General features: G+C 64.3%; 11 protein-coding genes. 6 read left to right on the top strand and 5 right to left on the bottom strand.

Features of this window, described 5'->3' with window-relative positions; translation table 11 throughout:
* Positions 1-21 precede the first annotated feature (21 nt).
* Positions 22-681 (bottom strand): YccT family protein, encoded by a 660-nt coding sequence (locus BGO64_RS19110; RefSeq protein WP_039040268.1) that lies wholly within the window; start codon positions 679-681, stop codon positions 22-24.
* A gap of 213 nt (positions 682-894) precedes the next feature.
* On the bottom strand, positions 895-2,967 hold the full coding sequence (gene dinG / locus BGO64_RS19105) for an ATP-dependent DNA helicase DinG (protein WP_128318275.1): 2,073 nt from the start codon (positions 2,965-2,967) through the stop codon (positions 895-897).
* A 382-nt stretch (positions 2,968-3,349) separates the two neighbouring features.
* On the opposite strand from dinG, the gene BGO64_RS19100 reads away from it, so the two are divergent.
* The 3 genes from BGO64_RS19100 to BGO64_RS19090 all read left to right on the top strand — a co-directional run bounded on the left by BGO64_RS19100 (position 3,350) and on the right by BGO64_RS19090 (position 6,850).
* Entirely contained in the window at positions 3,350-4,387 is a 1,038-nt protein-coding gene (locus BGO64_RS19100; protein WP_041214891.1) for a porin, read from the top strand.
* Positions 4,388-4,582: 195 nt separating this feature from the next.
* Positions 4,583-5,524 (top strand): hypothetical protein, encoded by a 942-nt coding sequence (locus BGO64_RS19095; protein WP_182975861.1) that lies wholly within the window; start codon positions 4,583-4,585, stop codon positions 5,522-5,524.
* A 135-nt stretch (positions 5,525-5,659) separates the two neighbouring features.
* Entirely contained in the window at positions 5,660-6,850 is a 1,191-nt protein-coding gene (locus BGO64_RS19090; RefSeq protein WP_010675240.1) for an amino acid aminotransferase, read from the top strand.
* 79 nt (positions 6,851-6,929) lie between these two features.
* Here BGO64_RS19090 and BGO64_RS19085 read toward each other — a convergent pair whose 3' ends face one another.
* The 3 genes from BGO64_RS19085 to BGO64_RS19075 all read right to left on the bottom strand — a co-directional run bounded on the left by BGO64_RS19085 (position 6,930) and on the right by BGO64_RS19075 (position 9,557).
* Complete coding sequence (locus tag BGO64_RS19085; RefSeq protein ID WP_286701204.1) at positions 6,930-8,435, bottom strand: helicase HerA-like domain-containing protein; 1,506 nt, start codon at positions 8,433-8,435, stop codon at positions 6,930-6,932.
* A gap of 115 nt (positions 8,436-8,550) precedes the next feature.
* The gene (locus BGO64_RS19080) at positions 8,551-9,045 is read right to left on the bottom strand and encodes a DUF2062 domain-containing protein (RefSeq protein WP_039040273.1); all 495 of its coding nucleotides are present in this window, start codon (positions 9,043-9,045) and stop codon (positions 8,551-8,553) included.
* The gene (locus tag BGO64_RS19075) at positions 9,039-9,557 is read right to left on the bottom strand and encodes a DUF2062 domain-containing protein (protein ID WP_286701203.1); all 519 of its coding nucleotides are present in this window, start codon (positions 9,555-9,557) and stop codon (positions 9,039-9,041) included. The genes BGO64_RS19080 and BGO64_RS19075 overlap by 7 nt, the downstream gene beginning before the upstream one ends.
* Before the next feature lie 115 nt (positions 9,558-9,672).
* On the opposite strand from BGO64_RS19075, the gene BGO64_RS19070 reads away from it, so the two are divergent.
* The 3 genes from BGO64_RS19070 to lpxK all read left to right on the top strand — a co-directional run bounded on the left by BGO64_RS19070 (position 9,673) and on the right by lpxK (position 14,731).
* On the top strand, positions 9,673-11,814 hold the full coding sequence (locus tag BGO64_RS19070; RefSeq protein WP_233462323.1) for a DNA internalization-related competence protein ComEC/Rec2: 2,142 nt from the start codon (positions 9,673-9,675) through the stop codon (positions 11,812-11,814).
* Positions 11,815-11,948: 134 nt separating this feature from the next.
* Positions 11,949-13,730, top strand: coding sequence for a lipid A ABC transporter ATP-binding protein/permease MsbA (gene msbA, locus BGO64_RS19065; protein WP_286701202.1), 1,782 nt, complete (start codon positions 11,949-11,951; stop codon positions 13,728-13,730).
* Complete coding sequence (gene lpxK / locus BGO64_RS19060; RefSeq protein WP_286701201.1) at positions 13,730-14,731, top strand: tetraacyldisaccharide 4'-kinase; 1,002 nt, start codon at positions 13,730-13,732, stop codon at positions 14,729-14,731. Before msbA ends, lpxK begins: the two co-directional genes overlap by 1 nt.
* Positions 14,732-14,829 lie beyond the last annotated feature (98 nt).

The raw sequence follows: 14,829 nt of genomic DNA, 5'->3' as shown, positions 1-14,829 counted from the left end.
GATGCAGGCGTGCGATGCGCCTTACTGCTGCTGGATCACCCAGATCTGGAAGGCTTTGCGGGTCTCCGCATCGGCCTTGTTGTACCAGCTCTGCAGCTGGGTCAGGGCTTCCGGGTTGCTCATGGCCTTGCTCGGGGCCACTTCCACCGGTGCGCTGGCGGCAGCCATCACGGCGGCGGTGGAGACGGAAACGGTCTTGGGCTGGTTGAAGGCCTTGCCCATCTTCAGCAGCTCCTGCTGATAGTCACGGGTCAGCTGGAAGCCACCCACGGTCGGCATGACGAACTGCTCGGATTTCAGGACCTGGCCGGTGGATTTGTCTTTCAGAACGACGTTCTGTTCCTTGACGAAACGCTTGGCTTCTTCTTCCTTGCGGGGCTTCTTGAAGTCGAGGAAGAGTTGCTGGTTGTCGGCGGCGGTGAAGTTGATCACCAGGGGCTCGGCGGTGACCAGCTTGGTTTCACTGCGGCTGGAGTAGTTGCCCTCGAAGGCGACCACGACCTGGTGCCTGCCGGGCTCCAGGGAGAAGACGGTGGCTTTGTCGAGCAGCTGGGGGTTGACGGGTTCGCCATCGAGCAGCTGGATGACATAGGGATTCGTAATTTCCAGTTGGCTAGCGGCCAGGGCGCTACCTGCCCACAACAGACCAGCCAGGGCCGGTACCAGAACAGTCAGTTTCATTTCATCTCCTTGAACAGTCAGGCAATTGCCCACTGAAAAATAGGGGGTCATTTTTACAGGTTTGCCCCACAGCGGCAATAGCCGTTTATGGCGCCTTCCGGTGTGCGGGGTGTGGATCCCGCTGCCCCGAGTCCTGCGGGCAGCGTGCTCTTCTATCTTCCTGCCCCCTCCTGACATGAGGGTCAGGGGAGCGCATGGCGGGCGTCAGCCGTGTCACTCGATGCGTCGGGTGAAGGGGGGGAGGGCGTCCAGCAGGCCCTTGCCGTAGCGCTTGGTCAGCAGGCGCCGGTCCAGGATGGTGACCCGCCCCCTATCCGCCTCTTTTCGGATGAGGCGGCCACAGGCCTGGATGAGCTTGCGCGACGCCTCCGGCACCGTCAGTTGCAGGAAGGGGTTGCCGCCGCGCTGCTCTATCCACTCGGCGGTTGCCTCTTCCACGGGGGAGTTGGGCACCGCGAAGGGGAGCTTGGTGATCACCAGGTTGGTGAGGTAGTGGCCAGGCAGATCCAGCCCTTCCGAGAAGCTGCCGGTGCCAAAGAGGATGCTGGCCTGGCCGCCGTCGCACTTCTGTTTGTGCAAGAGGAGCAGGGCGCTGCGGGACGCTTCCCCCTGTACCAGAAGCGACATCCCCTTGGCCCGCAGCCCCACCGCCACCTCGTTCATCTGGCGATAGGAGGAGAAGAGCACCAGGCTGGCCTCCTTGCCTGCCAGCAGGCGGGGCAGGGTATCGATCAACTCCTGGGTGAAGGCGGGGGCACTGGGCTCATGGGCCATCTTGGGCAGATAGAGTTCGGCCTTGTGGTAGTCGAAGGGGGAGCGCAGCCGCAGATAGCGGGTGCCGTCATGCTCCTTGAGCCCTACCTGGTGGCGAAAATAACTGAAGGAGGAGAGGGCGGTGAGGGTCGCCGACACCAGCACGGCCCCGAGACAGCGGGACCAGAGCCACTCCTCCAGCAGATACCCCACCTCGATGGGGGAGGCGTGCAGCCAGATGTCTCCGTCTTCGCTTCTGGCCATCCAGCGGGCGAGGGGCGTCTTGCCGGTGGGAACATGGCGGCTCAGCATCTCCCAGAGGGCGCAGAAGCTCTCGAGCCGTTGCAAGTGAAAACCACTCTCCGCCAGCAGAGGCTCGGCCTCCTTGCGACGGATTTCGCCATCCTTGAGCGCCTCGCCGATGGCCCCCTGCATTCTGTCCAGCGCCCTCAGTGCCTTCTTGCTCGCCTCCTTGAGGTTTTCCGCCAGCATGGGCAGGGGATCCGGCAGCACCCCATCGGCGAATCTGTGGTGGGGCTCGCCGCCAAAGAGGTGATCATTGCTGGCGAGCCACTGTTCGAGGGCCTTGAGATCCGGCTGGAGAGAGGCCAGGGCATCCTGCAGTTTGAGCTGGGGGTCGAGGAGGCTCTCCTTGTTCAGCGTCCTTGCCAGCTTGCCCGCGCTTTGCACCAGCTTTTCCAGCCAGCGGCGGGATCCCTTGATGCTGGCGCTGGCGGCGCCGTGATCCCGGGCGATGGTGGGCAGGTGATGGGCTTCGTCCAGCACATAGATGCACTCGTCCGGCGGCGGCAATATGATGCCGCCTCCCATGGTGAGGTCGGAGAGCAGCAGGGCGTGGTTGACCACCAGCACGTCTGCTGCGTCCATGTCGTTGCGGGCCCGATGGAAGGGGCAGTGCTGATGGTGGCTCAGGGCCTTGTTGCAGGTGTGGCGGTCGGCTGCGATGCGATCCCAGCAAGGGTCCGTAATGGGTTTGGGCCAGTTGTCCCGATCCCCGTCCCACTTGCCTTCGGTGTAGGCCTGCCACAGCCCCTGGTAGCACGCTTTGTCAGCATCCGATGGCTTGTGTTTGCTCAATGCGCCGAAGTCGAGTTCGAAATTGGCCATCTCGCTGCCGTTTGCCGCCTGCTCCAGCAGGTGCTCGCAGCAGTAGCGCTGGCGCCCCTTGACCAGCATGAAACGAAACGGCAGCTCGCTGTGACGGTGATAAAAGGGGAGATCCTTGTGGATGAGCTGCTCCTGCAGGGCCACGGTGGCGGTGGAGATCACCAGCTTCTTCTGGGTCAGCCGTGCCACTGGTATGGCCCCCTGGGCATAGGAGAGGGACTTGCCGATGCCGGTGCCTGCCTCGGCCACCAGGATGCGGCGACTCCTGTCATATTCTCCCGTCAGGGTCTTGGCGATTTCGGCAACCAGGAAATTCTGCTCCTTGCGCGGCACAAAACCGGGTAAACCATCGGCAATCTGGCGATAGGTATTGCGGATGGTGGCTTTGAGGCGAGTCGATAGCATAAAGAAGGTGTGGCCGTGTCGGTGTGGATGGCAACAGGATACCCGCAACAGGCGGCCCGGGTCGAGGCAGGGGAGAAGCAGTCGGGTCAGCCCCGGCTTTGCACATATGTTATGAGGGAACAGGGGGTTGCAATAAACCACCAAAAAAGAGGGATTCAGGCAGAGAGTATCGCTGTAAACGTTTTCCCTGATGGGGCAAACATTGTGAGATTCAGCTCACAAATTTTTCCCTGTGACTATGGTTTTCATAAAAAGTTCCAAGTTTTTTCATTGCGGATTCGAAAACCCGGTGATAGTCTCGGCGCCATAGTGATGCAAAGAACATCGCTAACACAGGGAATAACAAGGACTTAGTGTTTAATTACAGTAGGCATTGGAAACTATGAAAAAGACAATTCTGGCTATTGCTATCCCGGCTCTGTTCGCATCCGCAGCCAACGCTGCTGTCGTTTACGACAAAGACGGCACCTCCTTTGACATCTACGGCCGTGTACAAGCCAACATGTACGCAGACCACGACGACACCGACGCTGAACTGGTTGGTTCCTCCCGTCTGGGCTGGTCCGGCAAAGTCGGCCTGAACAACACCTGGTCCGGTATCGCCAAGACCGAGTGGCAAGTATCCGCCGAAAACTCTGACAACAAGTTCAACTCCCGTCACATCTATGTCGGCCTGGACGGTACCCAGTACGGCAAGATCATCTTCGGCCAGACCGACACCGCGTTCTACGACGTGCTGGAGCCGACCGATATCTTCAACGAATGGGGTGACGTAGGTAACTTCTACGACGGTCGTCAAGAAGGCCAGATCATCTACTCCAACACCTTCGGTGGCTTCAAGGGCAAAGTGTCCTACCAGACCAACGATGACGTAGCCGTCAAGGTTACTGACATCGGTCAAGGCATCAAGGAAACCGACGTCTACGGTCCGAACGTCAAGCGCAACTACGGCTACGCCGCTGCTGCTGGCTACGACTTCGACTTCGGTCTGGGCCTGAACGCCGGTTACGCTTACTCCGACCTGGAAAGCACCGTCAGCACCGCTTCTGGCGACAAGAAAGAGTGGGCCCTGGGCGCACACTACGCCATCAACGGTTTCTACTTCGCCGGTATGTACACCCAGGGTGACCTGAGCTACGACAACACCACCCAAGGCAACAACAAGGACAAGGGCCGTGGCTACGAGCTGGCTGCTTCCTACAACGTTGACGCCTGGACCTTCCTGGCCGGTTACAACTTCGCCGAAGGCAAGGTACTGTCCAACTCCGCCGGTTCTTCTTACGAAGACATCGTCGACGAAACCCTGCTGGGCGTGCAGTACAACTTCACTTCCAAGTTCAAGGCGTACACCGAGTACAAAATCCAGGGTATCAACGACAAGGACGACGAGTTCACTGTTGCCCTGCAATACAACTTCTAATCTAGCCTCTGCGCTGATTTAGTTGATGAACGGCCAAGCTTGCTTGGCCGTTCTGTTTTTTGGCTCCTTCACCACTTTTCGTCCTCTGGCCCTGCGCCATATCACGTTGTCTTCTTTGCACCCTTGGTTCTCCTCTGGTAAATCGCTAGATTATTCAATTTGTTGAAGCAGATTGGCCGACAGGGAAGGATGCCTTTGATCGATTTCACCCACCCCGAGTGGCGCGCGCTGGCACAGCAGTTGCTGAGCGGCGGCCCCCAGGCTGTTCGCGGTCGTCAATGGCAGCCGCTCATCGGCATGCTTCGGGACAACCAGTTGCTGCTGGCCCTTGGCAATCATCACTATGAGCTCACCCCTGCCGGGCACCGCTATCTGACCCGGGAGCTGATGCTGGCGAAGATGGCCAGTGCCCCGCCGGAACCCGAGGAGTGGCTGCAATCCCACGGCTGGCAACTGGGGGAGAGGGTCAACGAGCGGGTGCTGGCGGCCCTGTATCGCAAGGGGGAGGGCCATTTCAGCCCCATCGAGCAGATCGACTTCGAAGACAAGGGGATCCGGGTTTGCAGTGATCTGCCCCTTCGTCTGCGGGCCGCACGGCCGTTCAGCCTGTTTCTCAGCGGCGGCACCCTGCTGGATGCCGCCCCCTGGCTCCAGACCCTGGGGGAGGTGGCGCTGCCAGCCCGCACCCTGGCGCAGCTTGGCAAGATCCTCTGGGGAGAGGGGGAGATACAGCGGGTGATCACGACCGATGCCGTCGGCGCCTTCGCCGAGTTGCCACTGCCCGCCGACGCCCTGCTGGTCTGGTATCCCGCCGAGGATCCCGGCACGCTGGAGCCCCTGATCGCCGCCTTGCCGCCCCAGACCCTCTGGAGCCACCTCACTGCCCTGGATCCGGCCGGGGTCGACAGGGTACTGGCATTGGCCCAGCGGTTGGGGAGACCGGCGAGCTGGTGGTTGCCCCGGGATCTGTTGCCCATCAAGGCGGCTTACGGGGCTCCCCTGGGGGATGGCCGGCCCTGGGAGCCGAGCCGTATCCCCCGTGCGCTGCTGGCGCAGTGCAATGATCTGGTGGAGTCGAATCGGGGTCTGTCGGTCGAGGTGTGTGCCCTGGCACCGGATTGGCACGGGATTGGTTGAGGCGGCGCCGAGAAAGCGGTTTTCCCCTATGGAAGGCAGTGGTATAAAGAGCTGACGAAGCGCTCCCTGAACGGGCGCTTTTGTTTGCCAACCTACTTTGCCAGCCAACGAACTCAACGGACTACAGGGAATACCATGTTTGAAAAGGTTGTTGCCGCCCCAGCGGATCCGATCCTGGGCCTGACCGAAGCCTTCCGTGCCGACACTCGCAGCCACAAGATCAATCTGGGGGTCGGTATCTACAAGGATGAGACCGGTGCCACTCCTATCCTTCACTGCGTCAAGCAAGCCGAGCAGAAGCTCTTGACCGACGAGAAGACCAAGAACTACCTCGGTATCGAAGGCAATATCGAATACGGCCGCATCGTGCAGCAACTGCTGTTCGGCCGTGATGCTGCCCTGGTGACCAGCGGCCGCGCCAAGACGGCGCAGGCGCCGGGCGGTACCGGTGCCCTGCGCATCGCCGCCGAGTTCGTGGTACGCAACAATCTCGCCAAGACCATCTGGATCTCCGATCCCACCTGGGCGAACCACGTCAGCGTGTTCCAGGCGGCCGGTTTGACCGTCAAGTGGTACAAGTACTACGACGCCGCCACCAAGGGGCTCGACTTCGCCGCCATGCAGGCCTCCCTGTCTGACGCGCAGGCGGGGGATCTGGTGCTGCTGCACGGCTGCTGCCACAACCCGACCGGTATCGACCCCACCACCGAGCAGTGGCGTGCCCTGGCCAGGCAGAGTGCCGCCGCCGGCTGGCTGCCGCTCTTTGACTTCGCCTATCAGGGCTTCGCCCGGGGTATCGAAGAGGATGCCGAAGGCCTTCGCATCTTCGCCGAGTGCCACGACGAGTTGCTGGTGGCGAGCTCCTTCTCCAAGAACTTCGGCCTCTACAACGAGCGGGTCGGCGCCTTCACCCTGGTCTGCGCGACCAAGGCGGTGGCCGACGTCGCCTTCACCCAGGTGAAGACCGTCATTCGTGCCAACTACTCCAACCCGCCGTCACACGGCGCCGCCGTTGTCACCACCGTGGTGAGCGACCCGGCCCTCTATGCGGAGTGGGTGGAAGAAGTGGCCGCCATGCGGGTGCGCATTCGCGAGATGCGCGAGCTGCTGGTGGAGAAGCTGGCCGAGCGGGGGGTGAACCAGGATTTCAGTTTCATCCGCGAACAGAACGGCATGTTCTCCTTCTCCGGTCTCTCCAAGGATCAGGTGGAGCGCCTCAAGAGCGAATTCGCCATCTATATCGTCGGCTCCGGCCGGATCAGCGTGGCAGGCATCACCCGCGCCAACATTGATCCCCTCTGCGACGCCATCGCCAAGGTGTTGTAAGAGAGAAGCATCTGCGCCAAGCGCCTTGCTTCAGCCATAAAAAGCCCGCCGTATCGGCGGGCTTTTTCATTTTCCGGCATCAGCGGCGCCGCTTGCTGCTTCCCAGCAGGGAGCCGAGCACCCCGCGCATCAGCTGGCGTCCCACCTCGTTGCCGAGGGTGCGGGCCACGCTCTTGGCGGCGGTCTGCACCACCCCGTCATGCTGGCCACCACGGGGGCCGGTGCGACCGAACAGGATGCCATTCAAGGCATCCAGCAGACCGCCGCCCTGGTCGCTCTGTGGGGAAGCGGTCTCGTCACCGGCGGCGGGCGATGCCTCTTGAAGTCGCTCGAACGCGGACTCCCTGTCCTCCTGGGTGTCGTATCTGCCGTAGATCAATGAGCCCTGGATAAGCGCCTGGCGCTCGGCCGCGCTCAGGGGGCCGATGCGGCTGGCCGGGGGCGCGATGAAGGCGCGCTCTACCACGCTGGGCCGTCCCTTCTCGTCGAGCAGGGAGATGAGCGCTTCCCCGACCCCCAGTTCAGTGATGGCTCCGGCGGCGTCGAAGGCCGGGTTGGCCCGCAGGGTGTTGGCGGCGATGCGCACCGCCTTCTGATCGCTCGGGGTGAAGGCGCGCAGGGCGTGTTGCACCCGGTTGCCAAGCTGCCCCAGCACGCTGTCGGGGATGTCGGCCGGGCTCTGGGTCACGAAATAGACGCCCACCCCTTTGGAGCGGATGAGGCGCACCACCAGCTCAATTTTCTCCAGCAGTGCCCTGGGCGCATCCTTGAACAGCAGGTGGGCCTCGTCGAAGAAGAACACCAGCACGGGCTTCTCCGGATCCCCCACCTCGGGCAACTGTTCGAACAGCTCGGAGAGCAGCCAGAGCAGGAAGCAGGCATAGAGGCGGCTGGACTGGGTGAGCTTGCCGGCGGCCAGCACATTGATATGGCCGTGGCCCGCCTCGTCGGTCTGCATCAGATCCTGGATGTCCAGCATGGGCTCGCCGAAGAAGTGATCGCCGCCCGCGCTCTCCAGGGTGAGGAGGTTGCGCAGGATGGCGCCGATGGAGGCGGTCGACACATTGCCGTAGCGGGTGGTGAGGGTCTTGGCGTGCTCCCCCGCAAACTGCACCATGGCCCGCAGGTCTTTCAGATCGAGCAGCAGCAACCCCTCGTCGTCCGCCACCTTGAACACCAGCTCCAGCACCCCGCTCTGGGTGTCGTTGAGGCCGAGCAGGCGTGCAAGCAACAGGGGCCCCATGTCGGAGACGGTGGCCCGCACCGGGTGGCCCTCTTCGGCAAAGAGATCCCAGAACAGGGTGGGGCTGGCGGCAAAGTCGGGTGCCTGAAGGCCGAGCTGGGCCAGACGGGCATCCAGCTTGGCAGAGGGGGTGCCGGCGGCGCCCAGGCCGCTCAGATCCCCCTTCACGTCGGCCAGAAAGACCGGCACGCCGAGGCGGTAAAACCCCTCCGCCAGCACCTGCAGGGTGACTGTCTTGCCGGTGCCGGTGGCCCCGGTGATGAGGCCGTGGCGATTGGCCATGGCGGGTAGCAGGGAGAGGGGGTGGCCATTGGCATGGGCCAGCGTGAGCGGTTCGGCCATGGTGGGCTCCTTGTTTCGAAGGGGGGTCGAAAAACAACGGGTTACAAGGAGTGTGGTGGCAGAGGCAGACGATGGCAAGGCACGCCGCCCGAGACAAGGACGGCGTGCTGGCAACCTAGCGGGGGCGGGTCAGCTTGCCCAGTTGTAACAGCAGCAGGGTGAGCAAGGCGCCGGCGGCGGCGCTCAGCACCGCCAGCAGCAGGCTGCCGAGCAGGAAGGGGGGCACCAGGGTGGCTGCCTCCTGCTCCAGCCAGTGCAGGGACCAGGTGAGATGGAAGGGGGCTGGCGTCTCGTTCAGCACCAGGCAACCGGTACGATAGGCGTAGAGGTACATGAAGGGGAGCGTCAGCGGGTTGTTGAACCAGACCGCCAAGAGGGCCAGCGGCAGGTTGAAGCTGAACGCCAGCACCAGGGCGACGGCCACCAGGGAGTGCATGGGCATGGGGACCCAACTGGCGAACAGCCCGGCCGCCACGGCGCCACAGAGGGCCCGCGTTCCCCCTTGCCAGAGGGCGGGGGTCAGCAGTCGCTCGCCAAAGAGGGCGAACCACTTCTGTTGGCGCAGGGTATCGGGGTCAATCTTGAAGCGGGCCAACCAGCGATTCAGCATGGGCGCGCCACCTTGCGTTTTTGCCACTGGCGCACCGTGCTCAGGCGCCAGCCCGCGCGAACCAGGACATAGCCGACGAGGGCGCTCAGCAGGGCAAGCACCAGGGAGCCCAGCAAGAGCGGCGGGGCCACCGTCTCGAACACCGACACCAGCCAGGCCCAGGTGAAGGTGATCTCGATGTGCTGGGAGGGTTGCCCCAGCAACTGGCAGCCCACCAGATAGGCGCCATAAAACAGCGGTGGCATGGTCAGGGGGTTGGAGAGCCAGACCAGGGCTACCGAGAGGGGCAGGTTGACCCGGCAGGCGATGGCGCCGCCAGCGGCCAGCAGCATCTGGCAGGGGAGGGGAACCCAGGCCATGAAGAGGCCGACCGCACAGGCACCGGCGGCGGAGCGCCGGTTGAGATGCCAGAGGTTGGCATCCAGCAGCAGCTTGCCAAAGAATCGCAAGTGCTTGTGTTCCTTGAGGGTCGCCGGGTCGGGTAGCCAGCGCTGTATGATTCGTTTGGGCATGTTCTGAACCTTGCTAAATACTTGCTCCATGGATCTGCGTCTGTTGTCGTTTGCCCTGGGGGCAAGCTCCTCACTGCTTTGGCCATGGTTGCCTTCATGGGAATGGGGTGGCCTGATGCTGCTGCTCGCGCTTCCTCTCGCCGGTGGTCGTTGCTGGCGGCTGCTGTTTCTGCTGCTCGGCATCCTCTGGATGCAGGTGAATTTGCACTACCGGCTTGCCTGGCTGGATCAACTTGGCAAAAAAACGAGCCACATCATAACCGCACACGTGCAAAGTACGGAGTCTTCGGGAGAGAAAGAGGGGGATAAATTTGCGCGCCTGCTGCTGCGCCTCGACACCCTGGACGATCGCCCCCTCATCGTGCCACCCCTGGTGCGGGTCAATGCCTATCAGGTGTTGCCGCCGTTGCCTGCCGGCAGCCGCGTCACCCTGGTGACCTCTCTCAAGCCGGCCCATGGCCTGGCCAACGAAGCGGGGATGGATGGGCGGCGCCTGCTCCTTGGCAAGGGGATCACCGCCACCGGCAACCTGCGCCGGGTCATCGCCCTGGATGCCGTGCCCCCGGGTGTGCGCGATCGCTGGCTGGCGGCGGCGAGTCGCGCCTGGGAGGGGATGGCGCAGGCCCCCCTGCTGGCGGCCCTCACCTTCGGGGAACAGGGGGGGATCACGGATGCCCAGTGGGAACTCTTTCGCGGCAGCGGCCTGACCCACATCATCGCCATCTCGGGCCAGCATATTGCTCTGGTAGCGGTGCTCGGCTGGTGGCTCGGGCGGCTGTTCGGGCTGCGCGGGGCTATCTGCGTGTCACTCCTGTTCGCGGCCACCTACAGCTGGCTGGCGGGGTTTGCGGTGGCCACCGAGCGTGCCCTCATCATGGTGCTGGTGTGGAGCCTGCTGCGCTGGCTAAAGCGGGACTGGCCGAGCCACCGGATCTGGCTGTGGGCCTTCGTGGTGCTGACATTGTGGGACCCTTTCGCCCTCTATTCTGCGGGGTTTTGGCTCTCTTTTCTGGCGGTGGCCCTGCTGTTGCTGGCGAGCCTGTTGCACGATCGCCCCGGCCTGGTGCGGCTGCAACTTCTGCTGCTGCTCGGATTGCTGCCCCTGCAACTGCTGCTGTTCGAGGGGATGGCGCCCCTGGCGTTTCTGCTCAATCTGCTGGCACTGCCGCTGTTCTGCCTTGTCATCATTCCCCTGGCGCTCATCGGCGTGCTGGTGGCGCCCCTCTCCACGTTGCTGGCCCACGGCCTGCTCTGGGTCTCCGCCTTCGGCCTGGAGTGGGTGCTGTGGGGGCTCACGCAGCTGGCGGATCGCCTGCAGCTCTGGTGGCCGGTGCCCGGCTGGCTGATGCCCGCCAGCGCCCTGCTGATCCTGCTGTGGACGGGATGGCACCTGCCGGGAGGGCGCGCCCTGGGGGGGCCGGTGGCGGCGGCCCTGCTGCTCGCCCTCTGGCCTGCTCCCGCTTCCTGGCAGGTGCGGGTGCTGGACGTGGGGCAGGGGCTCTCGGTGCTCGTCACCCGGGGGGATCGGGCCATCCTGTTTGATACCGGGGATCGCTACCCCGGGGGCTACAACATGGCGGATGCGGCCATCCTGCCCCTGCTCAACCGGCTCGGCATCCGGGTGATCGACACCCTGATCATCAGCCACAGAGACAGGGATCACGCGGGCAACCGGCAGGCTCTGCTGCAGAGCATGGCGGTGCGCCGGGAGCTCTCCTCCTTCCCCTTTGCACCGGCTACCCAGGCCTGCCGCCGAGGTCAGCAGTGGCATTGGCAGGGACTGGATGTGCGGGTGCTCTGGCCCCTGGCAGCCGGGGCGGGGCGCAACAACGACAGTTGCGTGGTGCAGCTGGACGACGGGCGCCATCGGCTGCTGCTGAGCGGCGACATCGAGCAGCAGGCGGAGCGCCGCCTGCTGGCACTGGCGCTGGAGGAGGGTGAGGGCGCGGGGCTGGCCAGCACCCTGCTGGTGAGCCCGCATCATGGCAGTCGCACCTCCTCCACGGCCCCCTTCGTGGCGGCGGTGAAACCTGCCTTCGTGGTGCACAGTGCAGGCTTCATGAACCAGTGGGGCTTTCCCCGCCCCGAGGTGGTGGCGCGATACCAGGGGGCGCGGCAGTGGGTCACGGGGGAGGCGGGCGCCATCCTGATCGAGCCGGGGGACGCGGGGCTCAGGATCCGGGCCGAGCGGGAGCAGGGGCCCTGGTACAGGCGTGGCGGCCCCTGGTGGCAGCCGCAGGTATGGGGAAGGGAGTGAGGATCTGGTGAGCCTGCCCGGCAAGGGGCGGCCTTCATTTGTGACCCGGGTTGTAGCCATCGCGCCAGCGGCGCTTGGTGTAGCTCCAAGGTTTGGCTAGAATAGCCCGTCATTTCCCTTATTAACGGCTATTCATGCAACAAGAAACCTCACAAGAGAGCTGGACCGTCTTCAAGCGCCTGCTCGGTTATGTCCGGGATCGCAAGCTGGGTCTGGTGGGCGGCATCATTGGCATGCTGGGTTACGCGGCCGTGGATACCACCTTCGTCTACTCCATCAAACCGCTCATCGATCAGGGGCTCAACGGCAACGACAGCAGCGTGCTCAAGTGGATGCCCTTCTTCGTCCTCGGCATCGTGGCTCTGCGCGGCTGCGCCGCCTTCCTCTCCAACTACTGCATGGCCTGGGTCGGCAACCACGTGGTGATGCGCCTGCAGCAGCAGGTGTTCAGCCACCTGATGGCCATGCCCATGAGCTTCTTCGACCGCCAGAACACCGGCAACCTGCTCTCCAAGGTGACCTATGACGCCGGTCAGGTGTCGTCCGCCGCGAGCTCGACCCTGGTCTCCCTAGTGCGGGAAGGGGCCACCGTCATCGGCCTGCTGGGCCTGATGTTCTGGCACTCCTGGCAGTTGTCGGTGATCTTCCTGGTGGTGGGGCCCCTGGTCGGGATCCTCATCAGCATCATCAGCCGACGTTTTCGCAAGATAAGCCGCCACATCCAGCAGGCGGTGGGTGACATCACCACCTCCACCGAGCAGATGCTCAAGGGGCACAAAGAGGTGCTGATGTTCGGGGGTCAGGAGGTGGAGGACAAGCGCTTCTACCAGGTGAGCAACCGGATGCGCCAGCAGACCATGAAGATGGTCGCCGCCGACGCCATCGGCAGTCCCATCGTCCAGATGGTGGCCTCCATCGCCCTGGCGGTCTTCCTCTATGTGGCCACCATTGACAGCGTCAAGGCGACCCTGACCGCGGGCACCTTCACCGTCATGGTCACCTCCATGATGATGCTGCTCAAGCCGCTCAAAAGCCTAACCGACGTGAACAACCAGTTCCAGCGCGGCATCACCGCCTGCCAGAGCCTGTTCGGCCTGCTGGACTCCACCCCGGAGCAGGATACCGGCACCCGCACCCTGGAGCGTGCCCGCGGCGAAATTGAATTCCGCAATGTCACCTTCACCTACCCGACCAAGGACACCCCGGCGCTGCACAACATCAGCTTCAAGGTGGAGGCGGGCAAATCGGTGGCCCTGGTGGGCCGTTCCGGCTCCGGCAAGAGCACCATCGCGAGCCTCCTGACCCGTTTCTACGACATCGAGCAGGGGGAGATACTGCTGGACGGGGTCAACATCCGCGAATACCGCTTGAGCGAGCTGCGCAAGCAGTACGCCCTGGTCTCCCAGCACGTGCACCTGTTCAACGACTCCGTGGCCAACAACATCGCCTATGCGGCGGAAGAGCGCTACAGCCTGGCGGAGATCCAGCAGGCGGCCCGCATCGCCCATGCGGACGACTTCGTGCGCAAGATGCCGGACGGCTATGACACCGTCATCGGCGAGAACGGCGCCTCCCTCTCCGGCGGCCAGCGCCAGCGCATCGCCATCGCCCGCGCCCTGCTGCGCGACTCCCCCGTGCTGCTGCTGGACGAGGCCACCTCGGCCCTGGACACCGAGTCCGAGCGCCACATCCAGGCGGCCATCGACGAGCTGTGCAAGGCGCGCACTTCGCTGGTGATCGCGCACCGCCTCTCCACCATCGAGAAGGCGGACGAGATCCTGGTGATCGACGAGGGCCACATCGTCGAGCGTGGCAACCACCAGGCACTGATGGCCCGGCAGGGCACTTATGCCCAACTGCGCGCCATCCAGTTCGGCCATGCGGCGGCCGGCGCTGCCGTGGATAACCAGGCCTGATGCTGGCGCGGCTCTGGTACGGAAACAGCGGCTGGCGCTGGTGGCTGGCCCCCTTCGCCCTGCTGTTTGCCCTGGTCAGCGGCATCCGCCGTCTGGGGTATCGCCGGGGCTGGCTCGCGAGCTATCGCGCCAGCCTGCCGGTCATCGTGGTGGGCAACCTGTCGGTGGGGGGCAACGGCAAGACCCCGGTGGTGGTCTGGCTGGTGGAGCAACTGCAGGCCCGCGGCTGGCGCCCCGGCGTGGTGAGCCGCGGCTATGGCGGCAAGGCCCCCCATTATCCCTATCGGCTCGATGAGACCAGCACCCCGGCCGAGGCGGGGGATGAGCCCGTGCTCATCGCCAGACGCTGCGGCTGCCCCGTGGCGGTGGCCCCCAAACGGGCCGACGCGGTGCGGTTGCTGGAGCAAAGCGGCGAGGTGGACATCATAGTCACCGACGACGGCCTGCAGCACTATGCCCTGGCCCGCGACATCGAGCTGGTGGTGGTGGACGGGATGCGCCGCTTCGGCAATGGCTGCCTGCTGCCCATGGGGCCCCTGCGCGAGCCGATCACCCGCTTGAAGCGGGTGGATGCCATCCTCTGCAACGGCGGCGAGCCCGCGCCGGGCGAGTACGCCATGGGCCTGATCCCGGGCACCCCTCGCCGGGTGTGCGACGACGCGCCGCTCGAGGCCCCCCTCTCGGGGCCGGTGGATGCCCTGGCTGGCATCGGCCATCCCCCCCGCTTCTTCGCCACCCTGACGTCCCTCGGCTACGAGCTGGTGCAGAGCGTCGGCTACGGGGATCACCAGGCGTTCGACGCCGCCGAACTGCTCGCCCGCTTCGGCCAGCGCCCCTTGCTGATGACGGAGAAGGATGCGGTCAAGTGCCGCCCCTTCGCGCCGGCCCACTGGTGGTACCTGCCGGTGAGCGCCGAGCTGCCGGACGCCCTGGGGGAGGCGCTGCTGCGTACCCTGCAGGGGGCGGGTGTGTCGGCCCCGGCCGGCAACCGGAAAACATAGAGAGGGCGCATGGCCTGACCCCGCGCCCACGCAACGGAACGGGCCCGGCTGCGGGCCCGGCACAGCATATCAATGGCCAGGTATCATCGCCTGTCCGA

Source organism: Aeromonas sp. 62-46 (assembly GCF_001898585.1).
Classification (GTDB): domain Bacteria; phylum Pseudomonadota; class Gammaproteobacteria; order Enterobacterales; family Aeromonadaceae; genus Aeromonas; species Aeromonas caviae.
Note: the sequence above shows the minus strand (reverse complement) of the source record. Positions and strands in the feature narration are given on the sequence as shown.